Here is a 24033-nt window from a genome sequence, read left to right on the forward strand (position 1 = left end):
TCCGCGTCCGTACCGCGTCCGTACCGCGTCCGGTCCGCGCCCGGCCCGCGTCGGCGCCACACGGCCCCCGCGGTGCGTCTACCGTGCCGCGAGGGCCGCGCGCACCGCCCGGATCAGCGCCTGCGGGCGCGGGTCCGCGGTCACCGACCTGCGGAAACCGTTGGTGACATAGCCGAAGGCGATGCCCGACTCGGGGTCGGCGAAGCCGAGGGAGCCGCCGCGGCCGGGGTGTCCGAAGGAACCGGGGCCGAGCAGCGGTGACGCGGCGCCGTGCAGCATGTAGCCGAGACCGAAGCGGGTGGGGACGATCAGGACGCGGTCCGGGCCCGCCGATTCCCCGGCGCGGGCGGCGGCCAGGGTCGCGGGGGTGAAGAGGCGGACGCCGTCGACCTCGCCGATGAGCGCCGCGTAGAAGCGGGCCAGTCCGTCGGCCGTCGCGACGCCGTTCGCGGCGGGCTGGGCCACCGCCCGGTACGCGGGGTCGTTCTGGTCGGGGGCGGGACTGGTCGCGGCGAAGGCCCGGCGGGTCAGGGACCCCGGGTCCTTGTAGGCCGCGCTGATGGACGGCTTGGGGCGCAGCCGCGGACCGGTGGCCGGTGCCGGGTCGTCCGGGAGATCGCCGACGCGGCCCGCCCGGCCCGCCGTCTCCTCCGCGGCCGGCAGCCCCAGCCACAGATCGAGGCCCAGGGGCCGGGCGATCTCGTCGGCGGCCCACGCGCCGGTCCCGGTGCCGCCGGTGACGCGGCGGACCAGGCCGTCGACCAGCCAGCCGTACGTCAGGGCGTGGTAGCCGTGGTCGGTGCCCGGCTCCCAGGCGGGGGCCTGGGCGGCGACGGCCTCGGGACCGCGCAGCGGGTCGAGGGACTCCTCGGGGGTGAGGGGGGTGTCGAGGACGGGGAGTCCGGCCCGGTGGCCGAGGATGTGCCGGACCAGCAGACGTTCCTTGCCGTGGGCCTTGAACTCGGGCCAGTGGGTGCCGACGGGAGCGTCGAGGTCGAGTTCCCCGCGCTGGTGCAGCAGCAGCGCGACGGCCGCGGCCACCCCCTTGGAGACGGAGCGCACCACCTGGGCGGTGCCCCGCTGCCAGGGCTCGGTGCCGTCGACGTCCCTGGTGCCGGCCCACAGGTCGACGACCCGGTGTCCGTCGCGGTAGACGGTGACCGCCGCTCCCCGGTCGCCCAGCGCGGTGAAGTTCCGGGCGAACGCGTCCCGGACCGGCTCGAAGCCGTCGGCGACCGTGCCGTGCACGTCCACCGTCCTGTCGGTGCCCACCCTGGTACGCCTCTCCTCGGATCCCGGCCTGCGACAGTGGGTGCAACAACCGCCCCGTGCCGGGGATTCCTCATGCCCGGGTGGCCACCGCCCGCGGGTCGAAGCCGAAGGGGAGCTCCAGGCGGTGCGCGCGCATCAGCTCCGCGTCGGAGAGGAGGTCGCCGGTGGGGCCGTCGGCGGCGATGACGCCGTCGCTGAGGACCAGGGCGCGGGGGCACAGCTCCAGGGCGTAGGGCAGGTCGTGGGTGACCATCAGGACGGTGACGTCGAGGGAGCGCAGGATGTCGGCCAGTTCGCGGCGGGAGGCGGGGTCGAGGTTGGAGGAGGGTTCGTCGAGGACGAGGATCTCCGGTTCCATGGCGAGGACCGTGGCCACGGCGACCCGGCGGCGCTGGCCGAAGGAGAGGTGGTGCGGGGGCCGGTCCTTGAAGCCGTCCATGCCGACGAGGGCGAGGGCGCGGTCGACGCGTGCCTCCAGCGCGGCGCCCCGGAGTCCGGCGGCGGCCGGGCCGAAGGCGACGTCCTCGCGCACGGTCGGCATGAACAACTGGTCGTCGGGGTCCTGGAAGACGATGCCGACCCGGCGCCGGATCTCCGCCATGTCCCGTCGGCCGACCGGCAGTCCGGCGACGGTGACGGTGCCGGCCCCGGCGGTGAGGATGCCGTTGAGGTGGAGCACGAGGGTGGTCTTGCCGGCGCCGTTGGGGCCGAGCAGGGCGACGCGTTCGCCGCGGCCGACGCGGAAGTCCACGCCGAAGAGGGCCTGGTGGCCGTCGGGGTAGGCGAAGGCGAGGCCGGAGACCTCCAGGGAGGCGGGGGCGTCCGGCGGATCGGTCAGGGGTTCGGTCACAGGGTCCATCCCAGCAGACGGACGGCCAGGGCCGCGCCCGGCAGGGCCATGGCGTACGACCACTGGGCGCGGGAGGCGGTCACTTCGTCGATCACCGGCATGGCACCGGCGTAGCCGCGGCTGATCATGGCCAGGTGGACACGTTCGCCGCGCTCGTAGGAGCGGATGAACAGGGCTCCGGCGGACTGGGCGAGGACGCCCCAGTGGCGGACGCCCCGGGCCTCGAAGCCGCGGGACTCGCGGGCGATCCGCATCCGGCGCATCTCGTCCGTGATCAGGTCGCCGTAGCGGATCATGAAGGAGGCGATCTGCACCAGCAGGGACGGCAGCCGCAGGCGCTGCAGGCCGAGCAGGAGTTCGCGCAGTTCGGTGGTGGCGGCGAGGAGCACGGAGGCGGCGACGCCCAGGGTGCCCTTGGCGAGGACGTTCCAGGCGCCCCAGAGGCCGTTGACGCTGAGGGAGAGGCCGAGGACCTCGGTGCGCTCGCCCTGGGCGACGAACGGCATGAGGACGGCGAACGCCACGAACGGGATCTCGATCAGCAGCCGGGTGAGGAGGAAGCCGGGCGGGACGCGGGCCGCCGCTGCCGCCGACGCGAGCAGGAGGGCGTACAGGCCGAAGGCCCACATGGCCTCGCGCGGGGTGGAGACCACCACCACGACGAAGGCGAAGACCGCGGCGAGCTTGGTGTGCGGGGGCAGCCGGTGCACCCGGGAGTGCCCGTGCCGGTAGAGCCTGTGCGCGTGCCCGGCCCCCATCTCAGTCGCCCGCGGTGCCGGTGGGGGCGGCCGCGGTGGCGTCCGTCGGGGAGGTGGCGGCCGGGGAGGTGTCGGCCGTGCGGCGCCGGCGCACGGACCAGAAGACGGCGGTGCCCGCGACGACGGTGGCGCCGACGCCGATGATCCCGGCGAGGCCGCCGGAGACGCGGGCGTCGGCGATGTCCTTGACGCCGTAGTCCGCGAGGGGGGAGTCGGCGGTGGCGTGCTCCCGGGCCTTCTCGTCGATGCCCTTGTCGGCGGCGACCTTCTCCAGCCCGTCGGGGCTGGCGGAGGCGTAGAAGCTGACGAAGCCGGCGAGGACCAGGGAGGTGACGACGCCGGCGATCCAGAGGGGGCGGTGCGATCCGGCGGGGGCGGCCGGGGCGGGCTCGGTCTCCCGGGCGTCGACGAGTTCCCCGCCGACCCGCAGCCGCAGGCGCCGGCGGAGCCCGCGGGCCCCGTGCACCAGGTCCGGACGGACGGCGAGCACGGCGCCGACGGTCAGGGCGGTGATGGCGGCCTCGCCGATGCCGATCAGGAGGTGCACCCCGATCATCGCGGTGGCGACCCTGCCGATGGCGACGTCGGTGGTGCCGCCGATCCAGTACAGGAGGGTGAAGGCCGCGGCGGCGGCCGGGACGGAGAGCAGCGCGGCGGCGAAGGAGGCGGCGGTGACCGACCGGCGGGTCCCCGGCAGCACCGCCACCAGTCCCCGGAAGAGCACGTGGGCGACGACGGTGGTGACGACCGCCATGACGCTGATGTTGACGCCGAGCGCGGTCAGGCCGCCGTCGGCGAAGAGGACGCCCTGCATCAGCAGGACGACGGAGACGCACAGGACCCCGGTGAAGGGCCCGACGAGGATCGCGGCGAGCGCGCCGCCGAGCAGATGCCCGCTGGTGCCCGCGGCGACCGGGAAGTTGAGCATCTGCACCGCGAAGATGAACGCCGCGACCAGCCCCGCGAGGGGTGCCGTCCGCTCGTCCAGTTCGCGCCGCGCGCCGCGCAGGCTGACCGCGATGGCGGCGGCCGCGACCACTCCGGTCGCGGCGGACGTCGGGGCGTCGATGAATCCGTCAGGTACATGCACAGTCCGCATCGTGGTCTTCTTGCGAAGGCTGCGCAAGAGCGAGTGCTTGGTTATCTCATGAATGAGATAACAGCCGCCCGGAATGTGTAGCTCCGGGAATTGCGGACACCCTGGAGTGCCAGGGGGCGGAACGCAGGGCTTCCGCACCGGTGGCAGAGCGTAAGGGGCGATCCGATGTCCGTAGTCGAGCAGCACGCGCGGGCCCGTGTCCTCACGGACGCCGATCTCCCCGGCGAGGACGGCGGCGGTTCCCTGCCGGTCGTCTTGCGCTACGACCCCGACGCCGACCCCCGCGCCGTGCGGATCGGCTTCCCCGGCCGCGGCCCGGCCCCCGGCCCGCGCGAGTGGACCTTCTCCCGGTCGCTGCTGGAGCGGGGCCTCAGGTCACCCGCGGGCAGCGGCGACGTGCGGGTCTGGCCGTGCGGGCGGGTGCAGGCCGTCATCGAACTGCACTCCGCCCAGGGCACGTCGGTGGTCCAGGTCGAGAGCAGGGCCCTCACCCGCTTCCTGCGCCGCACCTACCGCGCCGCGGCGGCCGGGCCGGTGCCCGGACCGGGCGCGGCCGGGCCGCCGCGCGGCGAGACCGTCGCGCACGGGGGCGGAGGCTGAGCCTCCCCGTGGCGTGTTGTCGACCCTGCCCGACCGGGGCCGTTGACCGGGTGAGCGGCGGGGCGGTTTGCTCTGCTGCGCGCGCGGCGGGCGCCCGGGTCCGGGCGGGCCGCGACGGCGCGCGTCGGTGCGGAGCAAGGGGAGGACGGCCATGGCCGGTGGAGCGTTACGGGGGACGGACGGGGACGCGGGCGGCGGCCGGGCGCGGGCCCGGCGGGCGGCGCGCGGCGGCGGGGTGCTGGCGGCGGCGGCCCTGGTGGGCGCGGTGACGGTGCTGCCCGCGGCGGCTGATCCGGGGGCGGCCGCAGGGGCGGCGGAGGGCGTGGCGACGGTGCCGGGGATCACCCGGCAGGTGTCCTACGGGCCGGGCGGCAGCCCGCTCGACGCCCCGTCGCGGGGCGGCGGTGTGAGCCGGGACGGACGGTTCGTACTGTTCTTCTCGGCGGCGGACGACCTGGTGCCCGGGGACACCAACGGCATCGAGGACGGGTTCGTGCGGGACACCTGGACCGGGCGCGTCCAGCGGGTCACCCTCGGGGACCGCGGCAGACAGCTCACCGCCGACGGTTTCGGCAGCGCCTCGCTGAGCGCCGACGGACGCTACGTCGCCTTCGACTCGGACGAGCCGGGCCTGGTGGACGAGGACACGGACACCCGGAGCGACGTCTTCGTCCTCGACCGGCGCACCGGCCGCACCGTACGGGTCACCCCGGGTCCCGAGGGCGGTGGGTCCGACCCGGCGATCAGCGGGGACGGCCGCTACGTCGCCTACTCCTCCGCCCGCAGGCTGCCGGAGCTGCCGGGGGGCGAGAAGAGCCGCCAGCACGTCTTCGTCCTCGACCGCACGACCGGCGTCACCCGTCTGGCCAGCCGCGGTGCGGACGGATCGGTCGGCAACCAGCCCTCCCGGGCGGCCTCCATCAGCGACGACGGGCAGCGCGTCGCCTTCGTCTCCCGGGCCGGCAACCTGGTCGGCGGCGGCGATGAGGAGCCCGGGGACGGCACCGGGGAGGACCCGGGCGGGGACGCCGGGGAGGGCGGGGCCTCCATCCTCAAGCCGCGGCTGTACCCCTTGTTCGTCTACGACCTGCGCACCGACCGGGTCGTGGGCGGAAGCGTCGGACCGGAACGGCTCCTGGGGGTGTCCGACGGCCGGATCACGCCGGACGGACGGCACGTCGCCTTCATCGGCTGGGAGATCGACCGGCGGCCCGAGGCGCCCTCCGGCGGCCTGCTCCCGCACCGCTACATCGCCTACGTCCACGACCTGCGGTCCGGGCGGACGACCCAGGTGGGCCTGACCGCCGACGGCGAGGACGGCAACGGCCAGGACACGTGGATCACCACCAGCGGCGACGGCCGCTGGGTCTACTTCGCGTCCTCCTCGGACGGCCTGGTCCCCGGTGACACCGACCGGCGGTACGACCTCTTCCGCCACGACCTGCGCACCGGGCGCACCGGGATGCTCTTCGACCTCGGCGACGACGCGCGGAACGAGGTCGGCGCCGTCACCGGTGTCGACCGCCTCGGCACCACGCTGGTCGTCACGGGGCCGGACGGCGCCTTCGGCCACCCCGGGGACACCAACGGGTACGACGACGTGTTCGTGCGCCGCGTGCTCCCCTGGTGACCCCCGGACCGCCCGCGCGGGGCGGGCGCCCCGCGCGGGCGGTCCGGCGTCAGCCGCCGGCCCGCAGCACGTCCGCCACGATCGGGCCGGCCGCGTCGCCCCCGTGGCCGCCGCCCTCGGTCATGGCCGCCGCCGCGACGTCGTTGCGGAAGCCGGTGAACCAGCTGTTGGCGACGGACTGCCCGTCGACCTCCGCCGACCCGGTCTTGGCGCCGATGTCGCCGCCGAGCCCGGCCATCGCCCGCTGGGCGGTGCCCTGGGTGGCGGTCAGCCGCATCATCTCCTTGAGCTGGGCCGCGGTCCCCGGCGGCAGCCCCTGCGCGGTGGCCCGCGGCCGGTCGTCCAGGCCGTCCGGGACCAGATGGGGCTGGCGGAAGGCGCCGGTGATCGCGGTCGCCGTCACGGACGCCATGTTCAGCGGGTTCATCTGCACCTGGCCCTGCCCGATGGCGCCCGCCGCCCGGTCCGGTCCCCCGGCCACGGGCACCGTGCCGTCGGCGGAGACGATGCCCGTCCGCCAGTCCTTGCCCAGCCCGAACCGGTCCTCGGCCTCCCGCGCCAGCGAGGCGTCGGTGAGCGGCTCCTCGTCGACGAGCTTGATGAAGCCCGTGTTGCAGGAGCGCAGGAAGGTGTTGGCGAGGGTGGCGTTCTCGTTGGGCTCCATGCCCCGCAGGTTGTGGAAGGTCTGGCCCTGCCACACGGCCTCCGCGGGACAGGGCGCCGGGCCGTTCATCGAGGTCACGCCGTTGTCGATGAGCATGGCCGCGGTGACGATCTTCATGGTGGAGCCGGGGGCCACCTTGCCCTGGAAGGCCGCGTCGAAGCCGTCCGCGCGGTTGTTCGCGACGGCCAGCACCTCGCCGGTGCTCGGCCTCACCGCCACCACCGAGGACTCGCCGAACCGCCGCACCGCCCGCTCCGCCGCCGCCTGCACCGGGGCGCTGAGCGTGGTGCGCAGCCTGCCGGGCCGGCCCTCGGACAGCACCAGCAGCGGGGTGTCGGCGGTGTTCGCGGCGGCGTGCCGGACGGCCAGCTCGACGCCGGGGGTGCCGCCCGTCTTCTCGCCGTAGCGCTCGCGCAGGGTGTCGAGGACGGGGCCGAGGGAGGGGTATTCCTTCCGCGTCAGCACGGTGCCGTCGCGGTCGACCGCCTCGATCCGCGGGGCGGCGGACTCCCCGGTGACCAGGGTGTCGCCGTCGCGCAGCTCCGGATGGACGACGGACGGGCTCCAGTCCACCAGGGCCCGCCCGTCCTCCGCCCCGCGCACCACCCGCAGTTCGCCGCGGTACGCCAGTGCCTCGGACTTCCCGTCGTACGACACCGTCGCGCGCACCGAGAACGGCACGGTCGTCCCGGCCGGGGTGCCGGGCGTGATCCGGGCGGTGATCCCGGCCTCCCCGGCGTAGGACTCCAGCAGACCGGCGGCGGCCCCGCTGTCGGTCGTGTAGGAGGCGGCCGTGGCGGCGTCGCCCTCCGCCCAGGCCGTGAGGAACTTCCGCGAGGTCTCCGCCACCTCGTCGGCCTCCGGCGGCCCGGTCCTCCGCTCCGGCTCGGCCCGCGACGAGGTGCGCGTGCCCTCGGTCAGTGCCGAGGCGATGTTGTAGACGCCGTAGCCGCAGCCGCCCACCATCACGGCGAACACCCCGCCGATGACGCCGAGTTTGACCCCCCTGCTCATGGTGAGTCCCCTCCCCGTGGTCCCCGTTGCCCCCGCCCGCGCTCTTGAACGCGTTCAGAAGTAGATGTGCGGTGCAGCCTATGCGGGGAGGGTGGCCGGTGGCGCGGATGTGTCCGGATGTTGGCCGAATGGAGACCGGCCCCGTCCGGCCCCCGAACCGGGACCGGAAGAGGCCGGAAGAGGCGCCCGCCCGGCTAGACCCAGGTGTCCAGCCACATGCGGGCGCGCCAGTCGTCCATGGGGATGGTGGTGCCGGTGTAGAGGGGCCAGAAGTAGATGAAGTTCCAGGCGATCAGCAGGACCAGCACGCCCGCCGCGGTGGCCCCCGCCGTGCGGCGGGTTTCGCCGGAGCCGGGCCGGCCCACCACCGCCCCCAGCATCATCGCCACCGCCAGGCACAGGAACGGCAGGAAGACCACGGCGTAGAAGAGGAAGATCGTCCGCTCCTGGTAGAGGAACCACGGCAGATAGCCGGCGAGCAGCCCGCACGCGATCGCCCCGGCCCGCCAGTCCCGGCGGAACAGCCACCGCCAGAGGACGTACAACAGCGCGAAGCAGCCCGCCCACCACAGCAGCGGGGTGCCGAGGGCCAGCACCTCGCGGGCGCACTTGTCGCCCACGGCCGCCGTGCAGCCCCGGGTGCCGGGCACCGGCGACTCGTAGAAGTAGGAGACCGGGCGGCCCAGGACGATCCAGCTCCAGGGGCTGGACTGGTAGGTGTGCGGCGACGTGAGGTGGGTGTGGAACTCGTACACCTGCGACTCGTAGTGCCACAGGCTGCGCAGCCAGTCGGGGAACAGCCAGCTCCAGGAGCTGCCCCGGCCGTCGTTCGCCGCCCAGTTGCGGTAGTAGCCGCCGGTGCCGTCGGACGGGGAGAGGATCCAGCCCAGCCAGGACAGGACGTAGGTGGCGACGGCCACCGGCACGGTCGCCAGGAACGCCCAGCCCAGGTCGTGGCGGAGCACCGCCCGGCGCGGGTGGCGGGCGCCGGCGACCCGGCGCGTGCCCACGTCCCAGAGGACCGCCATCACGCAGAACGCCGCCAGGATGTACAGGCCGTTCCACTTGGTGCCGATGGCCAGGCCCAGCATCAGCCCCGCCGCCCAGCGCCACGGCCGCGGGCCCAGCCGGGCCGTCCGGGCGGTCTCCGCGTCCGGGCGGACCCGCCCGTCGCCGTCCACCGGCAGCGCGGCGGCCAGTCTGGCGCGGGCCCGGTCGCGGTCGACGACCAGGCAGCCGAAGGCGGCCAGCACGAAGAACATCAGCACGCTGTCCAGCAGCGCGGTGCGGCTCATCACGAAGTGCAGCCCGTCCAGCGCCATCAGCGCGCCCGCCAGGCAGCCCAGGAGCGTCGAGCGGAACAGCCGCCGCCCGATCCGGCACAGCAGCAGCACCGAGAGGGTGCCGAGCAGGGCGGTCATGAACCGCCAGCCGAACGGGTCGAAGCCGAACATCAGCTCGCCCAGCCCGATGACGTACTTCCCGACCGGCGGGTGCACCACGTACGCGGCGTCGGTGGGGATGGGGACGTCGCCGCCGGACTGGAGGACCAGATCGTTGGCGTTCTTGTCCCAGTTGACCTCGAAGCCGCGGTGGACCAGCGCCCACGCGTCCTTCGCGTAGTACGTCTCGTCGAATATCACCGCCTTCGGGCTGCCCAGGTTCCAGAACCGCATCACGCCCGCCATCAGCGTCACCAGCAGCGGCCCGCCCCAGGCGGACCAGCGCACGATCCGCTCCGCGAGGTGGGCCGGCACCCCGAGGAAGGCCCACAGCCGGGGGGCGGGACGGGCGTACGGCGGCACCAGCCGGTCCCGCACGTCGTCCGCGGGCCGCCCCGCCGTATAGCCGAATCCGCGCAGCCGTTGCCCCCAGGTGGGCGCCTGGTCGCGCGGGGCCTGGTCCTGCCGGTTGTCCGTGGACGCGGTACTGGTCACCGCGCCATCGTAGGGAACCGTTCTGTGCGCGTCCCGCGCATGGCCCCTACCGGTCCGGTTGCGTCCCGGTCCGTCCGCCCCTGGGAGGATGGGAGGGTGACTGGAACCCTTGTACTGGCGGGCACCCCCATCGGCGACGTCCGGGACGCCCCGCCCCGGCTCGCGGAGGAACTGGCCGGCGCCGACGTGATCGCCGCCGAGGACACCCGGCGGCTGCGCCGCCTCACCCAGGCGCTCGGCGTCACCCCTCGGGGCCGGGTGGTGTCGTACTTCGAGGGCAACGAGTCCGCCCGGACCCCGGAGCTGGTCGAGGAGCTGGCCGGCGGGGCGCGGGTGCTGCTGGTCACCGACGCCGGGATGCCGTCGGTGTCCGACCCGGGCTACCGGCTGGTCGCCGCCGCCGTCGAGCGGGACGTCCGGGTCACCGCCGTGCCCGGCCCGTCGGCGGTGCTGACCGCGCTGGCCCTGTCGGGACTGCCGGTCGACCGGTTCTGCTTCGAGGGGTTCCTGCCCCGCAAGGCGGGCGAGCGGCTGTCCCGGCTGCGCGAGGTCGCCGGGGAGCGCCGGACCCTCGTCTACTTCGAGGCCCCGCACCGCCTCGACGACACCCTCGCCGCGATGGCCGAGGTGTTCGGAGCGGAGCGGCGGGCGGCCGTCTGCCGGGAGCTGACCAAGACGTACGAGGAGGTCCGGCGCGGCGGGCTGGGAGAGCTGGCGGCCTGGGCCGCGGAGGGGGTGCGCGGCGAGATCACCGTCGTCGTCGACGGCGCCCCGGAGGCGGTGCCCGGGGACGTGGGCCCCGAGGAGCTGGTGCGCCGGGTCCGGGTGCGCGAGGAGGCGGGGGAGCGGCGCAAGGAGGCCATCGCCGCCGTGGCCGCCGAGGCGGGGCTGCCCAAGCGGGAGGTGTTCGACGCGGTGGTGGCCGCGAAGCACTCCGGCGCGTGAGCCGGCGGCCCCCCGGACCATGGGCGGGCAAACGCGCCCGCCCGCCGGGTAAAGAGCGGACCGGCCCGGGGGCGGGTTCGGCAAGGACGGACCAAAACAGGCCCAATACTCGGCAGAAAACGTGCTTTCGCTCCGGCCGAGGAGTCCACTGGAAGAAGGAAGGGGACGCCTCCCCGCGCCCCTTCCGCCCTCGTCCAGCGGACATCGGGAGCCGGCATGAGTGAGGCCATCCGTTCGACCGGCCCGGGGGGCGGCGGCATAGCCGTCGTCCACGAGTCGTATTCCTTCGCCTGTATGCGCTGCGGGTACGGCTGGGAGCAGTCGTACGAGATCGAGCACTACCGGGGCGCGGACGGCCGTGCCTTCGTGCGCTACGTGGCCGACGGGCTGCCGGTGCCGTCGCCGCTGACCCGGCCCACCTGCCCGAGCTGCGACCACCACGTCGTACGGATCATGGGCGCGGGGCGGGTCGCCTCCGTCCGCGGTACTCCGCACGGGGTGCACCGGGTGCCGTCGGCCGGGCCGGTCGAGGTGCCCGGGGTCCCGGAGGCGGCGGACCGGCGCCCGGACCACGGGGTCCGGCACTGGCACCTGTCCGATCTGCTGCGGGTCCTCCGTCTGCGGCACCGGGTGGGCTGAGCGAACGGGTTTTCCGAAAGCGTGAACACTTCGGCCCGAAGTGTTCACGCTTTCGGAAACCTCCCCACCTGCCCCGGCCCCCCGCGCCCCGTCCCCGGCCGGGCGGCCTTCCGTAGGATCGGCGCATGTCTTCGAACGCCTCCGGCCGGTCCGGCAGGAACGAGCCACCGCCGCCGCCCGTCCCCCTGCGGGTACCGGTCGCGGACTCCCACACCCACCTCGACATGCAGGAGGGCACCGTCGAGGACGCCCTCGCCAAGGCCGCCTCCGTCGGGGTCACCACCGTCGTGCAGGTCGGCTGCGACCTCGCGGGGTCGCGCTGGGCGGCCGAGACGGCGGCGGCGCACGACGCCGTCCACGCCGCCGTCGCCCTGCACCCCAACGAGGCGCCGCGCATCGTGCACGGCGACCCCGACGGCTGGTCGCGCCAGGGAGCCAGGACCCCGGGCGGCGACGCGGCCCTGGACGAGGCGCTCGCCGGGATCGACCGGCTGGCCGCGCTGCCCCACGTCAGGGGCGTCGGCGAGACCGGCCTCGACCACTTCCGCACCGGACCGGAGGGCATGCGGGCGCAGGAGCGGTCCTTCCGCGCCCACATCGAGATCGCCAAGCGGCACGGCAAGACCCTCGTCATCCACGACCGCGACGCCCACGCCGACGTGCTGCGCGTCCTCGGTGAGGAGGGGGCGCCCGAGCGCACCGTCTTCCACTGCTACTCCGGCGACGCGGCCATGGCCGAGGTGTGCGCCCGCGCCGGGTACTACCTCTCCTTCGCGGGCAACGTCACCTTCAAGAACGCCCGGAACCTCCGCGACGCCCTCGCGGTCGCGCCGCTTGACCGGGTCCTGGTCGAGACCGACGCGCCGTTCCTGACCCCGGCGCCGTACCGGGGGCGGCCGAACGCCCCCTATCTGGTGCCCGTGACGGTCCGGGCGATGGCCGCCGTCCGGGGCATCGGGGAGGACGAGATGGCCACCGCCCTCGCGGCGAACACGGCCCGCGCCTTCGACTACTGACCTAGCCGGGGTGCCGGGGTGCCGGGGTGCCGGGGCGATGACAGGGGGGCGAGGGCGACGGGGGCCCGGCGGCCCCGGATACCCTTGCGGAGTGAGTAGCCCCGCCCCCCAAGACGCCCTGCTGGGCCCCGCCGACATCCGTGAACTCGCGGACGCGCTCGGTGTCCGCCCCACCAAGCAGCGCGGCCAGAACTTCGTGATCGACGCGAACACGGTCCGCCGCATCGTCCGCACCGCCGAGGTGCGCCCCGACGACGTGGTGGTCGAGGTGGGACCCGGGCTCGGCTCGCTCACCCTGGCCCTGCTGGAGGCGGCCGACCGGGTCACCGCCGTCGAGATCGACGACGTCCTGGCCGCCGCCCTGCCCGCCACCGTCGCCGCCCGCATGCCCGCGCGCGCCGACCGCTTCACCCTCGTCCACTCCGACGCGATGCGGGTGACCGAACTGCCGGGCCCCGCCCCGACCGCGCTGGTCGCGAACCTCCCGTACAACGTCGCCGTACCGGTGCTGCTGCACATGCTCGAGACCTTCCCGAGCATCGAGCGCACCCTCGTGATGGTGCAGGCCGAGGTGGCCGACCGGCTCGCCGCCGGCCCCGGCTCCCGGGTCTACGGGGTGCCCTCCGTGAAGGCCGGCTGGTACGCCGAGGTCAAGCGGGCCGGTGCCATCGGGCGCAACGTCTTCTGGCCCGCGCCCAACGTGGACAGCGGCCTCGTCTCCCTCGTCCGGCGGACCGGGCCGCCGGCGACCACCGCCTCGCGGCGCGAGGTCTTCGCCGTCGTCGACGCCGCCTTCGCCCAGCGCCGCAAGACCCTGCGGGCCGCCCTCGCCGGGTGGGCCGGATCGGCGGCGGCGGCCGAGGCCGCCCTCGTCGCGGCGGGAGTGTCGCCGCAGGCGCGTGGCGAGGCGCTCACCGTGGAAGAGTTCGCGCGTATCGCCGAACACAAGGAGTGACAGACACGTGAGAGCCACGGTCCGCGTCCCCGCCAAGGTCAACGTCCAGCTCGCCGTCGGCGCCGCCCGCCCCGACGGCTACCACGACCTGGCCAACGTCTTCCTCGCGGTCTCCCTGTACGACGAGGTCACCGCCACCCCGGCCGCCGGGCTCCGGGTCACCTGCGAGGGCCCCGACGCCGACCGGGTCCCGCTGGACCGCACCAACCTCGCGGCGCGCGCCGCCCTGGCCCTGGCCGGGCGCCACGGCCGCGCCCCCGACGTGCACCTGCACATCGTCAAGGACATCCCCGTCGCCGGGGGCATGGCGGGCGGCAGCGCGGACGGCGCCGCGGCGCTGCTGGCCTGCGACGCCCTCTGGGGCACCGGCGCCTCCCGGGCGGAGCTGCTGGAGATCTGCGCCGAACTGGGCAGCGACGTGCCGTTCAGCCTGGTCGGCGGCGCGGCGCTGGGCACCGGGCGGGGCGAGCGGCTGACGGAGCTGGAGGTGGGCGGCGACTTCCACTGGGTCTTCGCCCTGGCCGGGCGCGGGCTGTCGACCCCGGCGGTGTTCCGGGAGTTCGACCGGCTGGCCGAGGGCCGGGAGATCCCCGTGCCCGCCGCCGACCGGCCGGTCCTGGACGCGCTGGCCAAGGGGGACCCGGCGGGGCTCGCCGTCGCCCTCACCAACGACCTCCAGCCCGCGGCGCTGTCCCTCTTCCCGGAGCTGGCCGACACCCTCGCGGCGGGCAGGGCGGCGGGCGCGCTCGCCGCCCTCGTCTCCGGCTCGGGCCCCACCACGGCGTTCCTGGCCACCGACGCCCGCTCCGCCTCCGACATCGCCGGTGTCCTGCGCGCCTCCGGCACCTGCCGCGACGTCCGCACCGCCACCTCCCCGGCGGAGGGGGCGACCCTCCTCTGACCGGGGCGCCCGGCGCGGGCGCCGCCGACGGGGGCGACGGCCGTCCGCCGCGCGGGGCGGTCGCCCGGAGGGCCTACGCTGGAACGCTGAGCGATCCCCCAGGCAGGAGAGAAATGGCCGTCAATCTGGTCAATGTCGAGAACATCAGCAAGGTGTACGGCACCCGTGCGCTGCTGGACGGTGTGTCGCTCGGCGTGTCCGAGGGGGACCGGATCGGGGTCGTCGGACGCAACGGCGACGGCAAGACCACCATGATCCGGATGCTGGCCAGACTGGAGGAGCCGGACACCGGACGGGTCACCCACTCCGGCGGGCTGCGGCTCGGGGTGCTCACCCAGCACGACTCGCTGGACCCGGCGGCCACCGTCCGCCACGAGGTGATCGGTGATCTCGCCGACCACGAGTGGGCGGGCAACGCCAAGATCCGGGACGTGCTGACCGGGCTGTTCGGCGGGCTGGACCTGCCCGGCTTCCCGCAGGGCCTGGACACCGTCATCGGGCCGCTCTCCGGCGGCGAGCGGCGCCGCATCGCGCTGGCCAAGCTGCTCATCGAGGAGCAGGACCTGATCGTCCTCGACGAGCCGACCAACCACCTCGACGTCGAGGGCATCTCCTGGCTGGCCCAGCACCTGCGCGAGCGCCGCTCCGCCCTGGTCTGCGTCACCCACGACCGCTGGTTCCTCGACCAGGTCTGCACCCGGATGTGGGACGTCCAGCGCGGCACCGTCCACGAGTACGAGGGCGGCTACTCCGACTACGTGTTCGCCCGCGCCGAGCGCGAGCGGATCGCCGCGACGGAGGAGGCCAAGCGGCAGAACCTGATCCGCAAGGAGCTGGCCTGGCTGCGGCGCGGCGCCCCCGCCCGCACCTCCAAGCCCCGCTTCCGCGTCGAGGCGGCCAACGAGCTGATCGCGGACGTGCCCCCGCCCCGGGACAGCGGCGAGCTGATGAAGTTCGCCTCCTCCCGGCTCGGCAGGACCGTCTTCGACCTGGAGGACGTGACCGTCCAGGCCGGTCCCAAGGTGCTGATCGAGCACCTCACCTGGCAGCTCGGCCCCGGCGACCGCATCGGTCTGGTCGGCGTCAACGGCGCCGGGAAGACCTCCCTGCTGCGGGCCCTGGCGGACGCCGCGTTCAGCGAGGGCGAGCAGCAGCCCGTCGCCGGGCGGGTGAAGGTCGGCCGGACCGTCAAACTCGCCTACCTCTCCCAGGAGGTGGCCGAACTCGACCCCTCCTGGCGGGTGCTGGAGGCCGTGCAGCAGGTCCGCGAGCGCGTCGACCTGGGCAAGGGGCGCGAGCTGACCGCCGGGCAGCTCTGCGAGACGTTCGGCTTCGGCAAGGAGAAGCAGTGGACGCCGGTCGGGGACCTCTCCGGCGGTGAGCGCCGCCGCCTCCAGCTGCTCCGGCTGCTGATGGACGAGCCCAACGTGCTCTTCCTCGACGAGCCGACCAACGACCTCGACATCGAGACCCTGACCCAGCTCGAGGACGTCCTCGACGGCTGGCCCGGTTCGATGATCGTCATCTCCCACGACCGGTTCTTCGTCGAGCGCACCACCGACCGGGTCTTCGCCCTGCTCGGCGACGGCGCCCTGCGGATGCTGCCGCGCGGCATCGACGAGTACCTGGAGCGCCGCCGCCGGATGGAGGAGGCCGCCGCCGCGAGCACCCCGGCCCCGGCCGCCGCCGCGGCCCCCGCGACGTCCGAGCGGAGCGCCGCCGACGTGCGCGCGGCCAAGAAGGAACTCCAGCGGATCGAGCGCCAGTTGGACAAGGTCTCGGAGAAGGAGACCGCCCTGCACGCCCGTATCGCCGAGAACGCGACGGACTTCGCGAAGGTCGCCGAGCTGGACGCCGAGCTGCGCGCGCTGGCCGGGCAGCGGGAGGAACTGGAGCTTCGCTGGCTGGAACTGGCCGAGGACGCCTGACCCCCGCGGACGCCTCCCGCACACCCCCCGCGCGCCTCCCGCGCAGGGGGAGGGAGGGTGGCGTGAAGGCGGCGTGAAGACGCGTAACAGAGGCATCACGGGCCGGTCCGCCCTTGGGAACAGGGGTGGACGCGGCCCGCTGTGCGGTCCGGACCGGGTGATAGAAAGGCCGTCCGAGAACTGTCCGAACGACCGCCCGAAGAGGCTCCGGGGCCGCGCGCACATCCCGGGACGTGGCGAAAAATCAGTGAACGAGGGGGGACGCGCTGATGAGCCAGCCGCCCAGTCAGCCACCGCAGCCGGGGGGCTTCGGAGCACCGCAGGACCCGCCGCCCGGAGGCGGTTTCGGAGCGCCCCAGCCCCCGCCGGCCGGTGGCTTCGGGGCACCCCAGCCCCCGTCGGCGGGCGGTTTCGGAGCGCCGCAGGGCCCGCCGCCCCCGCAGGGCCCGCCCTCGTCGCCCCCGCAGCCCGGCTACGGCCACCCGCAGCAGCCCGGCCCCTACGGGCAGCCGGGTCCGTACGGTTCCGGCCCCTACGGACAGCAGCCGGGCCCGTACGGGCCGCCCGGACAGCCTCCGACCCAGCCACAGTTCCCCGCCGGTCCGCCGCCCGGCGGCCCCGGCTCCCGCAACCCCTTCAAGGGCAGGCCCGTCCTGGCCGCCGTCGCGGGGGCCGCGGCCCTCCTGCTGGTCGGCGGCGGGGTGTACGCGGTGGCCGCCGGGGGCGACGACGACGGCGGGAAGGAGCCCGTGGCCCGGCGGAGCGAGGCGCCCGAGCCCTCCGCGTCCGGCGGCAGCGCCCCCGTCCGGCCGGTGGACCCGGTCGACCCCGGTGACGGCAAGGGCGACCGCGGCGACGACCCCGAGGATCTCAACGAGGGCCGCAAGCCCGGCGAGTCCAGGGTGCTCTGGTACAAGGAGGCGCCCGACGCCCCCGGTTCCGGCGCCGACGCCGAGGGCATGTGGATCACCGACCGGTCCGCGGTGAAGGCCGCGTACAAGCAGGTCGTCGCCTACGACGTCGACGGCGGCAGGCCCAGCTGGGAGCCGGTCGTCTTCCCGCAGAAGATCTGCGCGACGACCCCCGTGAAGAGCGCCGAGGACACCGTCGTCGTGGCGTACATGAGCGGCACCAGCGACCGCGCCAAGTGCAACCGGCTCCAGCAGATCGACCTCGCCACCGGGAAGAAGGGCTGGGAGGCCAAGGTCGCCGACGGCGAACTCTTCGACTCCGTCCTCTCCGTCGAGCTGAGCATCGCCGGGAACACCCTGATGGTCGGCCGCTCCCAGTCCGGCACCGCCTACGACGTGCGCACCGGCAAGCAGATCTACGACAAGAAGCGCTACGGCGACACCTGCTTCCCCGCGGGCTTCGCCGGGGGCACCCGGCTGGTCCAGGTCGCCTCCTGCGGCGCGGGCGGCGCCAACGCCCACGACGAGGTGCAGGGTCTCGACCCGGGGACCGGCCGCGTCCTGTGGACCCACAAGTACGGCAAGGGCTGGCGCGTCGCCCGGACCTACTCCGTCGACCCGCTGGTCGTCTACGCCACCAACGAGGACAAGAAGGCCTGGAACATCGCCTCCTTCTCCGACACCGGCGCCCTGCGCGCCCAGGTGTCGGTCGACGAGGACTTCGCCCCCGACTGCGGCTGGGCCATCCTCGAACGCGACCTCCAGGGCTGCTCGGGCGTCGCCGTCGCCGACGACACCCTGTTCCTGCCGACCAAGGCCGCCTCCGGGCCCAACGAGATCGTCGCCGTCAGCCTCGCCACCGGTGGCGAGAAGTGGCGGGTGAAGTCCCCCACCGGCAAGTCCATGGTCCCGGTCAGGGCCGGGGACGGCGCGCTCGTCGCCTATGTCCGGCCGTCGTACGACGCGGGCGGCCAGATCATCTCCATCCCCATCGCCGGAACCTCCCACAGCCCCGCGAAGCTGCTCCAGAACCCGCAGGGCACCGCGTCCATCGAGAACGGTTTCTTCTCCAAGGAGATCGACTGGGTCGACGGCCGCTTCTACATCTCCACCACCCGTCTGACCGGCAACGACGAGTCGAGGGAGAAGCTGATGCTCGCCTACGGCAAGTGATCCCGCCGCCCGCGTCATCCGCCCGCGCCGTCCGCGCGCCCGCCCGTCCCCGCCGGCTTCCGCTTCACGAGGTACTCACGCCATGACCCAGCCGCCCCCGCCGCCCCACCAGCCGCCGCCGGGCGGTGGCTTCGGACCGCCCGAGGACCCGCCGCCGCAGCCGCCGTCCGCCCCGCAGGGCGGCACGCCCGACCTCGGCAAGGGACCGCGGCCGGAGCCCGGCTACGGCTATCCGCAGGCGCCGCCCGCCGGGCCCCCGGCCCCGCCCCCGGGCGCGCCGCAGGCCGGCTACGGCCACCCGCAGCCCCCGCAGCCGCCCCAGCCCGGCTACGGCTACCCGGGGCAGGCCCAGCCCGGCCCCTACGGGCAGCAGCAGCCCGGCCCCTACGGCCAGCCGCAGCAGCCGTACGGGCAGCAGCAGCCGGGGCCCTACGGCCAGCCGCAGCAGGCGTACGGCCAGCCGCAGCCGGGCCCCTACGGGCAGCCGCAGCAGCCCTACGGGCCGGGCACCGTGCCCATGGCCGTCCAGCCGGGCGGCCCCGGCGGCGGCCGGAAGAAGGTCAACTCCCAGGTCGCGATCATCGTCGCGGCCGTCGCCGCCATCGCGCTGATCATCGGCGCCGGGGTCTGGTACGCGGGTTCCGGCAAGGACGACGACAAGCAGACCACCGCCGACGGCGGCAAGGGCGGCAAGGGCGACGAGCGGGACGGCGGCAAGGAGAGCAAGGGCGGCGCCGGGGAGACCGGCGGGGAGGGCGGCGACGACGGCGACGGCGGCGCGTCCCCCGGCGGCAGCCGGGAGAAGGCGCCCGGCGACCCCGCCTCCCGGGTCCTCTTCCAGGTACCGCAGCCCGCCGTGGGCAAGGACGCCCGCAGCGTCGTCGTCGCCGGCTCCTGGCTCACCGACTCGGTCTACGCCAAGAGCGGCATCGCCGAGATCGTCGGCTACGACCCGGTCAAGGGCGGCAAGCTGTGGACGATCAAGCTGGACGGCCCGGTCTGCGCCGCCTCCCGGCACGTCACCGCCGACGGCAGGACCGTCATCGCCCACCAGCCCGCCATGCCCACCAAGGCCGAGCCCTCGCGCGGGTGCACCCAGGTCGCCGTGATCGACCTCGCCGCGGGCAAGAAGGTCTGGACGAAGACCGGCACCGCCGGTGACCGGCCCATCTCCTTCAACAACGTCACCCTCAGCGGGGAGACCGTCGCGGCCGGCAGCACCGAGGGCGGCGTCGCCTTCGACCTGGCCGACGGCAGCGTCCGCTGGTCCCCCAAGCGGACCGACAGCTGCTACGACGCCGGATACGGCGGCGGCCCCAAGCTCGTCGCGGTCCGCAAGTGCGGCAGCTACGGGGCCCGCCAGCTCAACATCCAGACCATCGACCCGAAGACCGGCAAGGTGCTCTCCGAGTACCGGATGGCCAAGGGCATCGAGTACGCGGGCGTCGTCTCCACCGACCCGCTGGTCGTCGCCGCCGACGTCGGCGACTCCGCCAAGGACGGCAGCGGCATCTCCGACTTCTTCTCCATCGACAACAGGACGGGTGAGCTGCGCACCCGCATCTCCGCGCCGGGCAAGCAGTTCGCCGCGAGCTGCGACTCCATCACCAAGCCCGAGCAGTGCCAGGGACTCGCCGTCGGCAACGACCGCCTCTACATCCCGACCGAGGAGCACGAGGGCGGCGGCGAGGGCTACAGCCGGACCAACGAGGTCGTCGCCTTCGACCTCGGCACCGGCCGGCAGACCGGGCAGCGCGCCGACGCCGGCGAGAACTACCGGATCACCCCGCTGCGCATGGACGGCGGCAACGTGATCGCCTACAAGCGCCCGCCCTACGACAAGGGCGGCCAGGTCGTCAGCATCGACGGGCAGACGTTCAAGCAGACCGTCCTGCTGGAGAACCCGGCGACCGAGGGGGTGCGGGACGCCGAGGCCCGCATGTCCCCCCAGTACTCCGAGATCATCTACTCCCAGGGCCGCCTGTACATGTCGCAGGTGTTCGCGAGCGAGCTGATCAGCAAGAACCGCAAGGAGTACCTGGTGATCGCGTTCGGCCGGGGGGACTGACGGTCCCGTCCCGCGCCGCGGCCGCCGACGGCCCCGCCCCTCTTCCCGGGGGGCGGGGCCGTCGCCGTCGCGCGGGGCCTTCCGGGGACGGCGGCGGGGCCGGGAGGCGGTCATCCGGTGTCCGGCGCGGTCGTGGTTCCCTCCGTGTTCCGGCCGGACGTTCCGCGCGGTGCGGCGTTCTTGCCGGTAGGGGGAGCGCGGGGTGGGGCGAGCGTGTAGCTTCCCCGCATGGAGGACGGGGGCGGTGGCCGGGGGCGGCCGGGGGAGTGGGGGCGAGCTGTGGGAGTACGGCTGATGGTGGTCGACGACCACCGGCTGCTGGCCGAGGCGCTGGCGTCGGCGCTGAAGCTGCGGGGGCACCGGGTGCTCGCCGCGGCGGCGCCGACGGCGGGGGCGGCGGAGCTGGTGATCAGCCGGGCGCCGGAGGTGTGCGTACTGGGGACGGCCGTCCCGGCGGAGCCGGGGATCTTCGATCCCGTGGTCCGGATCAAGCGGGAGCGGCCCCAGGTGGCGGTGGTGGTGCTCGGGCCGGTGCCGAGCCCGCGCGGGATCGCCGCGGCCTTCGCGGCGGGGGCGTCGGGGTACGTGCGGCACGACGAGCGCATCGAGGGGGTGGAGCGGGCGATCGTCAAGGCGCGGGCCGGGGAGGCGGCGGTGGCGCCGGGGCTGTTGCAGGGGGCGTTCGGGGAGCTGCTGAACCCCGCCGCGCAACCGGACGACGAGGGGCAGCGGCTGCTGCGGCTGCTCACGCCGCGGGAGGTCGAGGTGCTGATGCGGGTCGCGGACGGGCAGGACACGCGGGTGATCGCGGCGGGGATGGGGATCGCGCCGTCGACGGCGCGGACGCATGTGCAGCGGGTGCTGATGAAGCTGGGGGTGGGGTCGCGGCTGGAGGCGGCGGCCCTGGCGGCGCGGACGGGGTTGCTGGACGCGGCCGGGGGGTGAACGGCGGGGGCGCCGTGCCCGCGGTGTGGCGGCGCCTTGCCCGCGGTGCGGGGGTGCCGTGGGTGCGGTGCGGGGGCGCCGTGCCTGCGGTGCCGTGGGGGGCTGCGGTACCGGCCAGGGGGGTGCCTCGGTGACGGGGCCGGTGCCGGTGGGGGGTGTGCGGGGGATGTCCGGCGGTCTGCTTCCGTGGGTGGGGGGTGTGCCTGCGGTGCAGGTGGCGGGTGGTTGTGGGGGTGCCTGCGGCGCATCTCTTGGTTGGTGGGGGTGTGTGTTGCGCCTTGTCCTGGTGGGGGGTTGGGGCCGGGGCGGGGGTGGTCGTCCTCGGAACGGCGCGGAATGGGGTGGCGATGGGGCGCAGCCCGTTGACGCGCCAACCTCTGCGGGCGACCACCCCCGCCCCGTCCCCTTCCCGCCGTGTGCGGGTGCGGGGCCACGCCCACTCTCCTGTGCCGGATTCCGCCGTGTGCGGCTGCGGGTATCCGCCCGCTCTCCTGCGCCGGGTTCCACCGTGTGCGGCTGCGGGCAGCCGGCCACCCTTGCCTCCCGGTTCCCGCCGGGGGCGGGTGCGGGTTCCGGCCACCCTTGCCTTTCGGTTCCCGCCGTGCGCGGGTGCCCGCCCTCTTCCGCCCGCACTCGCCGTCGCGGGTGCGGGGCCACGGGGATCGTCGTCGGGTGTGGTTACCGGTCGGGGTCGGTCGGGGGTGGGGGCGGCGGTGGGGTGGGGCTCAGTCTCAGCCAGATCAGGAAGAAGAGGCCGAGCAGGAGCATGGCGAGGCCCGTCCACAGGTTGATGTTGACGCCCTGCGCCTTGGCGATGTCCTCGTCGGACGCCAGGATGCCCGCGGTCGTCACGATGACGCCGTAGACCACGAAGAGCCCGCCGATGATGCGGCGGATGTCGAAGAGGCGCGCGGCCGTCGTGGATCTGCTCTCCAGTTCGGAGACCTCGCGCTGGATGTCGTGCTCGGACATGTCTCTCCTTCCGTACCGGTCAGAGTGAGAACGGGAGGTAGCAGGCCGCGGCCAGGAGCACCGCGCCCCAGCCCAGCAGCGCCGGCCGGCGGTACCAGGCGTCGTCGCCCTCGGCCGGCGGTTCGGGCCTGCCGGGGGAGCGGGTGCCGTGGACCAGGCCCTGGAGTTCGGCGGCGGGCCGGGGCGCCGTGAAGAGGGAGACGGCGACCATGACGACCCCGCCCGCCACGAACCCGGCGATGGCGGAGACGAAGTTGGCGCCCTGGTCGGTGGGGATCGCGACGACGCCCTGCCGGTAGAGGACGAAGTAGTTGACCATCGCCGCCGTGGTGCCCGCGAGCAGGCCCCAGAAACCGGACTTCACGGAGGCGCGCGGCCAGAACATGCCGATGACGAAGACCACGAACATCGGCACGTTGAAGAAGGAGAACAGGGCCTGGAGGTAGGCCATGATGTTCGAGAAGGACGACGCGAGGAACGCCGTGCCGATGGAGGCGAGGACGCCCGCCGCGGTGATCAGGCGGCCGAAGCGGACGTAGTAGGCGTCCTCGCGGCCCCGGACCGCGTACTTCGCCCAGATGTCCGTGGTGAGCACGGTGTTGAAGGACGAGATGTTCGCCGCCATGCCCGCCATGAACGCCGCGAGCAGTCCGGTCACGGCGATGCCCAGGACGCCGTTGGGCAGCAGCTCCCGCATCAGATAGGGGATGGCGTCGTTGTACTGGAGGTCCGAGCCGGGGGTGCCGATCGCGGGGACCAGGGCGGCGGCGACCAGTCCCGGGACCATCACCAGGAAGACGATGAAGATCTTCGGGAACGCGGCGATCAGCGGGGTGCGCCGGGCAGCGGAGAGGTTCTTCGCGGACAGCGCCCGCTGCACCTCGGCGAAGTTCGTCGTCCAGTAGCCGAAGGACAGGACGAAGCCGAGGCCGAGCACGATGGTCAGCCAGTTGGCGCCGAGCGGGTTGGGGCTGCTGATGCCGGTGCCGCCCCAGGCGGTCATGAAGTCGGGGCCGCGGGTGCGGGTGAGGCTGTCGGAGAGGCCGTCCCAGCCGCCGGCCCTCCTGAGGCCGAGGAAGGCGATCGGGACGAGGGCCGCCAGGATCACGAAGAACTGGAGGACCTCGTTGTAGATGGCGGAGGAGAGGCCGCCCAGGGTGATGTAGGCGAGGACGAAGAAGCCCGCGACGACGATGGCGACCCATTCGGGCCAGCCGAGGAGCGCCTCGACGACGATGGCGAGGGCGTAGAGGTTGACGCCGGCGATCAGGACCGCCGCGAGGGCGAACAGGACCGAGCTGAGCAGGTGCGCCGCCCGGTCGAAGCGGAGCAGCAGGAACTCGGGGACCGAGCGGACCTTGGAGCCGTAGTAGAACGGCATCATCACCAGGCCGAGGAAGACCATCGCCGGGATCGCGCCGATCCAGTACCAGTGGGTGGTGTAGACGCCGTACTGGGCGCTGTTGGCGGCCATGCCGAGGATCTCGGTGGCGCCCAGGTTGGCCGCGATGAAGGCGAGCCCGGTCACCCAGGCGGGCAGGGAGCGGCCGGAGAGGAAGAAGTCCAGGCTGGTGCGGACCGAGCGGCGGGCGGCCAGTCCGATGCCGAGGACGACGGCGAAGTAGATGCCGAGGATCGTGTAGTCGAGCCAGTTGGTGGGGAGGCGGAGTCCGGCGGCCAGCGGTGTGGGGGTGTGCATACGCCTCGCTTCGTTGCGTGGACCGGTCTGAGCGGAACCTACGCCGCGTGGGCGCCG

At 74.4% G+C, this 24033-nt stretch carries 19 protein-coding genes; 11 read left to right on the plus strand and 8 right to left on the minus strand.

Features of this window, described 5'->3' with window-relative positions:
* Positions 1–78: 78 nt before the first annotated feature.
* The 4 genes from ACZ7LB_RS25040 to ACZ7LB_RS25055 all read right to left on the minus strand — a co-directional run bounded on the left by ACZ7LB_RS25040 (position 79) and on the right by ACZ7LB_RS25055 (position 3970).
* Positions 79–1254, minus strand: a complete 1176-nt coding sequence (locus ACZ7LB_RS25040) for a serine hydrolase domain-containing protein (RefSeq protein ID WP_471471479.1) — start codon at positions 1252–1254, stop codon at positions 79–81.
* A gap of 88 nt (positions 1255–1342) precedes the next feature.
* On the minus strand, positions 1343–2131 hold the full coding sequence (locus ACZ7LB_RS25045; protein WP_471471351.1) for an energy-coupling factor ABC transporter ATP-binding protein: 789 nt from the start codon (positions 2129–2131) through the stop codon (positions 1343–1345).
* The gene (cbiQ, locus tag ACZ7LB_RS25050) at positions 2119–2880 is read right to left on the minus strand and encodes a cobalt ECF transporter T component CbiQ (RefSeq protein ID WP_471471353.1); all 762 of its coding nucleotides are present in this window, start codon (positions 2878–2880) and stop codon (positions 2119–2121) included. Before cbiQ ends, ACZ7LB_RS25045 begins: the two co-directional genes overlap by 13 nt.
* Position 2881: 1 nt before the next feature.
* On the minus strand, positions 2882–3970 hold the full coding sequence (locus ACZ7LB_RS25055) for an energy-coupling factor ABC transporter permease (RefSeq protein WP_471471481.1): 1089 nt from the start codon (positions 3968–3970) through the stop codon (positions 2882–2884).
* A 174-nt stretch (positions 3971–4144) separates the two neighbouring features.
* Here ACZ7LB_RS25055 and ACZ7LB_RS25060 point away from each other — a divergent pair, with 174 nt between their 5' ends.
* Together ACZ7LB_RS25060 and ACZ7LB_RS25065 are read left to right on the plus strand one after the other, a co-directional pair.
* Positions 4145–4579, plus strand: coding sequence for an SsgA family sporulation/cell division regulator (locus ACZ7LB_RS25060; RefSeq protein ID WP_471471355.1), 435 nt, complete (start codon positions 4145–4147; stop codon positions 4577–4579).
* 151 nt (positions 4580–4730) lie between these two features.
* The gene (locus ACZ7LB_RS25065; RefSeq protein ID WP_471471357.1) at positions 4731–6209 is read left to right on the plus strand and encodes a hypothetical protein; all 1479 of its coding nucleotides are present in this window, start codon (positions 4731–4733) and stop codon (positions 6207–6209) included.
* A gap of 49 nt (positions 6210–6258) precedes the next feature.
* Here the strand turns inward: ACZ7LB_RS25065 and ACZ7LB_RS25070 are convergent, their stop codons facing one another.
* Both ACZ7LB_RS25070 and ACZ7LB_RS25075 read right to left on the minus strand, forming a co-directional pair.
* Positions 6259–7887 (minus strand): penicillin-binding transpeptidase domain-containing protein, encoded by a 1629-nt coding sequence (locus ACZ7LB_RS25070; protein WP_471471359.1) that lies wholly within the window; start codon positions 7885–7887, stop codon positions 6259–6261.
* A 194-nt stretch (positions 7888–8081) separates the two neighbouring features.
* A complete protein-coding gene (locus ACZ7LB_RS25075; protein ID WP_471471361.1) occupies positions 8082–9824 on the minus strand; it encodes a dolichyl-phosphate-mannose--protein mannosyltransferase in 1743 nt (580 codons plus the stop codon).
* A gap of 96 nt (positions 9825–9920) precedes the next feature.
* On the opposite strand from ACZ7LB_RS25075, the gene rsmI reads away from it, so the two are divergent.
* The 9 genes from rsmI to ACZ7LB_RS25120 all read left to right on the plus strand — a co-directional run bounded on the left by rsmI (position 9921) and on the right by ACZ7LB_RS25120 (position 21305).
* On the plus strand, positions 9921–10769 hold the full coding sequence (rsmI, locus tag ACZ7LB_RS25080; RefSeq protein WP_471471363.1) for a 16S rRNA (cytidine(1402)-2'-O)-methyltransferase: 849 nt from the start codon (positions 9921–9923) through the stop codon (positions 10767–10769).
* A 216-nt stretch (positions 10770–10985) separates the two neighbouring features.
* Positions 10986–11408, plus strand: coding sequence for a hypothetical protein (locus ACZ7LB_RS25085; RefSeq protein WP_471471365.1), 423 nt, complete (start codon positions 10986–10988; stop codon positions 11406–11408).
* Positions 11409–11533: 125 nt separating this feature from the next.
* Positions 11534–12424, plus strand: a complete 891-nt coding sequence (locus ACZ7LB_RS25090; protein WP_471471367.1) for a TatD family hydrolase — start codon at positions 11534–11536, stop codon at positions 12422–12424.
* Positions 12425–12515: 91 nt separating this feature from the next.
* Positions 12516–13379 (plus strand): 16S rRNA (adenine(1518)-N(6)/adenine(1519)-N(6))-dimethyltransferase RsmA, encoded by an 864-nt coding sequence (gene rsmA / locus ACZ7LB_RS25095; RefSeq protein WP_471471369.1) that lies wholly within the window; start codon positions 12516–12518, stop codon positions 13377–13379.
* Between the two features lie 7 nt (positions 13380–13386).
* The gene (locus tag ACZ7LB_RS25100; protein ID WP_471471371.1) at positions 13387–14280 is read left to right on the plus strand and encodes a 4-(cytidine 5'-diphospho)-2-C-methyl-D-erythritol kinase; all 894 of its coding nucleotides are present in this window, start codon (positions 13387–13389) and stop codon (positions 14278–14280) included.
* Positions 14281–14393: 113 nt separating this feature from the next.
* Positions 14394–16208, plus strand: a complete 1815-nt coding sequence (locus ACZ7LB_RS25105) for an ABC-F family ATP-binding cassette domain-containing protein (RefSeq protein ID WP_471471372.1) — start codon at positions 14394–14396, stop codon at positions 16206–16208.
* Positions 16209–16477: 269 nt separating this feature from the next.
* Positions 16478–18292: an outer membrane protein assembly factor BamB family protein gene (locus ACZ7LB_RS25110; protein WP_471471374.1), complete on the plus strand. Its 1815-nt coding sequence runs from the start codon at positions 16478–16480 to the stop codon at positions 18290–18292.
* Between the two features lie 82 nt (positions 18293–18374).
* Positions 18375–20360 (plus strand): outer membrane protein assembly factor BamB family protein, encoded by a 1986-nt coding sequence (locus ACZ7LB_RS25115; protein WP_471471375.1) that lies wholly within the window; start codon positions 18375–18377, stop codon positions 20358–20360.
* A 279-nt stretch (positions 20361–20639) separates the two neighbouring features.
* On the plus strand, positions 20640–21305 hold the full coding sequence (locus ACZ7LB_RS25120) for a response regulator transcription factor (protein ID WP_161227628.1): 666 nt from the start codon (positions 20640–20642) through the stop codon (positions 21303–21305).
* A 678-nt stretch (positions 21306–21983) separates the two neighbouring features.
* Here ACZ7LB_RS25120 and ACZ7LB_RS25125 read toward each other — a convergent pair.
* Both ACZ7LB_RS25125 and ACZ7LB_RS25130 read right to left on the minus strand, forming a co-directional pair.
* Positions 21984–22277: a hypothetical protein gene (locus ACZ7LB_RS25125; RefSeq protein WP_471471376.1), complete on the minus strand. Its 294-nt coding sequence runs from the start codon at positions 22275–22277 to the stop codon at positions 21984–21986.
* A 19-nt stretch (positions 22278–22296) separates the two neighbouring features.
* Positions 22297–23976 (minus strand): sodium:solute symporter family protein, encoded by a 1680-nt coding sequence (locus tag ACZ7LB_RS25130; protein ID WP_471471377.1) that lies wholly within the window; start codon positions 23974–23976, stop codon positions 22297–22299.
* Between the last annotated feature and the right edge of the window lie 57 nt (positions 23977–24033).

It is taken from the genome of Streptomyces sp. NPDC107521 (genome assembly GCF_055598485.1).

What these genes read in the sequence shown, in the direction of transcription:
- ACZ7LB_RS25045 (WP_471471351.1), bottom strand. Translation starts at nt 2,131, where the DNA reads ATGGACCCTGTGACCGAACCCCTGACCGATCCGCCGGACGCCCCCGCC.
- cbiQ (WP_471471353.1), bottom strand. Translation starts at nt 2,880, where the DNA reads ATGGGGGCCGGGCACGCGCACAGGCTCTACCGGCACGGGCACTCCCGG.
- ACZ7LB_RS25060 (WP_471471355.1), top strand. Translation starts at nt 4,145, where the DNA reads ATGTCCGTAGTCGAGCAGCACGCGCGGGCCCGTGTCCTCACGGACGCC.
- ACZ7LB_RS25065 (WP_471471357.1), top strand. Translation starts at nt 4,731, where the DNA reads ATGGCCGGTGGAGCGTTACGGGGGACGGACGGGGACGCGGGCGGCGGC.
- ACZ7LB_RS25070 (WP_471471359.1), bottom strand. Translation starts at nt 7,887, where the DNA reads ATGAGCAGGGGGGTCAAACTCGGCGTCATCGGCGGGGTGTTCGCCGTG.
- ACZ7LB_RS25085 (WP_471471365.1), top strand. Translation starts at nt 10,986, where the DNA reads ATGAGTGAGGCCATCCGTTCGACCGGCCCGGGGGGCGGCGGCATAGCC.
- ACZ7LB_RS25090 (WP_471471367.1), top strand. Translation starts at nt 11,534, where the DNA reads ATGTCTTCGAACGCCTCCGGCCGGTCCGGCAGGAACGAGCCACCGCCG.
- ACZ7LB_RS25105 (WP_471471372.1), top strand. Translation starts at nt 14,394, where the DNA reads ATGGCCGTCAATCTGGTCAATGTCGAGAACATCAGCAAGGTGTACGGC.
- ACZ7LB_RS25110 (WP_471471374.1), top strand. Translation starts at nt 16,478, where the DNA reads ATGAGCCAGCCGCCCAGTCAGCCACCGCAGCCGGGGGGCTTCGGAGCA.
- ACZ7LB_RS25115 (WP_471471375.1), top strand. Translation starts at nt 18,375, where the DNA reads ATGACCCAGCCGCCCCCGCCGCCCCACCAGCCGCCGCCGGGCGGTGGC.
- ACZ7LB_RS25125 (WP_471471376.1), bottom strand. Translation starts at nt 22,277, where the DNA reads ATGTCCGAGCACGACATCCAGCGCGAGGTCTCCGAACTGGAGAGCAGA.
- ACZ7LB_RS25130 (WP_471471377.1), bottom strand. Translation starts at nt 23,976, where the DNA reads ATGCACACCCCCACACCGCTGGCCGCCGGACTCCGCCTCCCCACCAAC.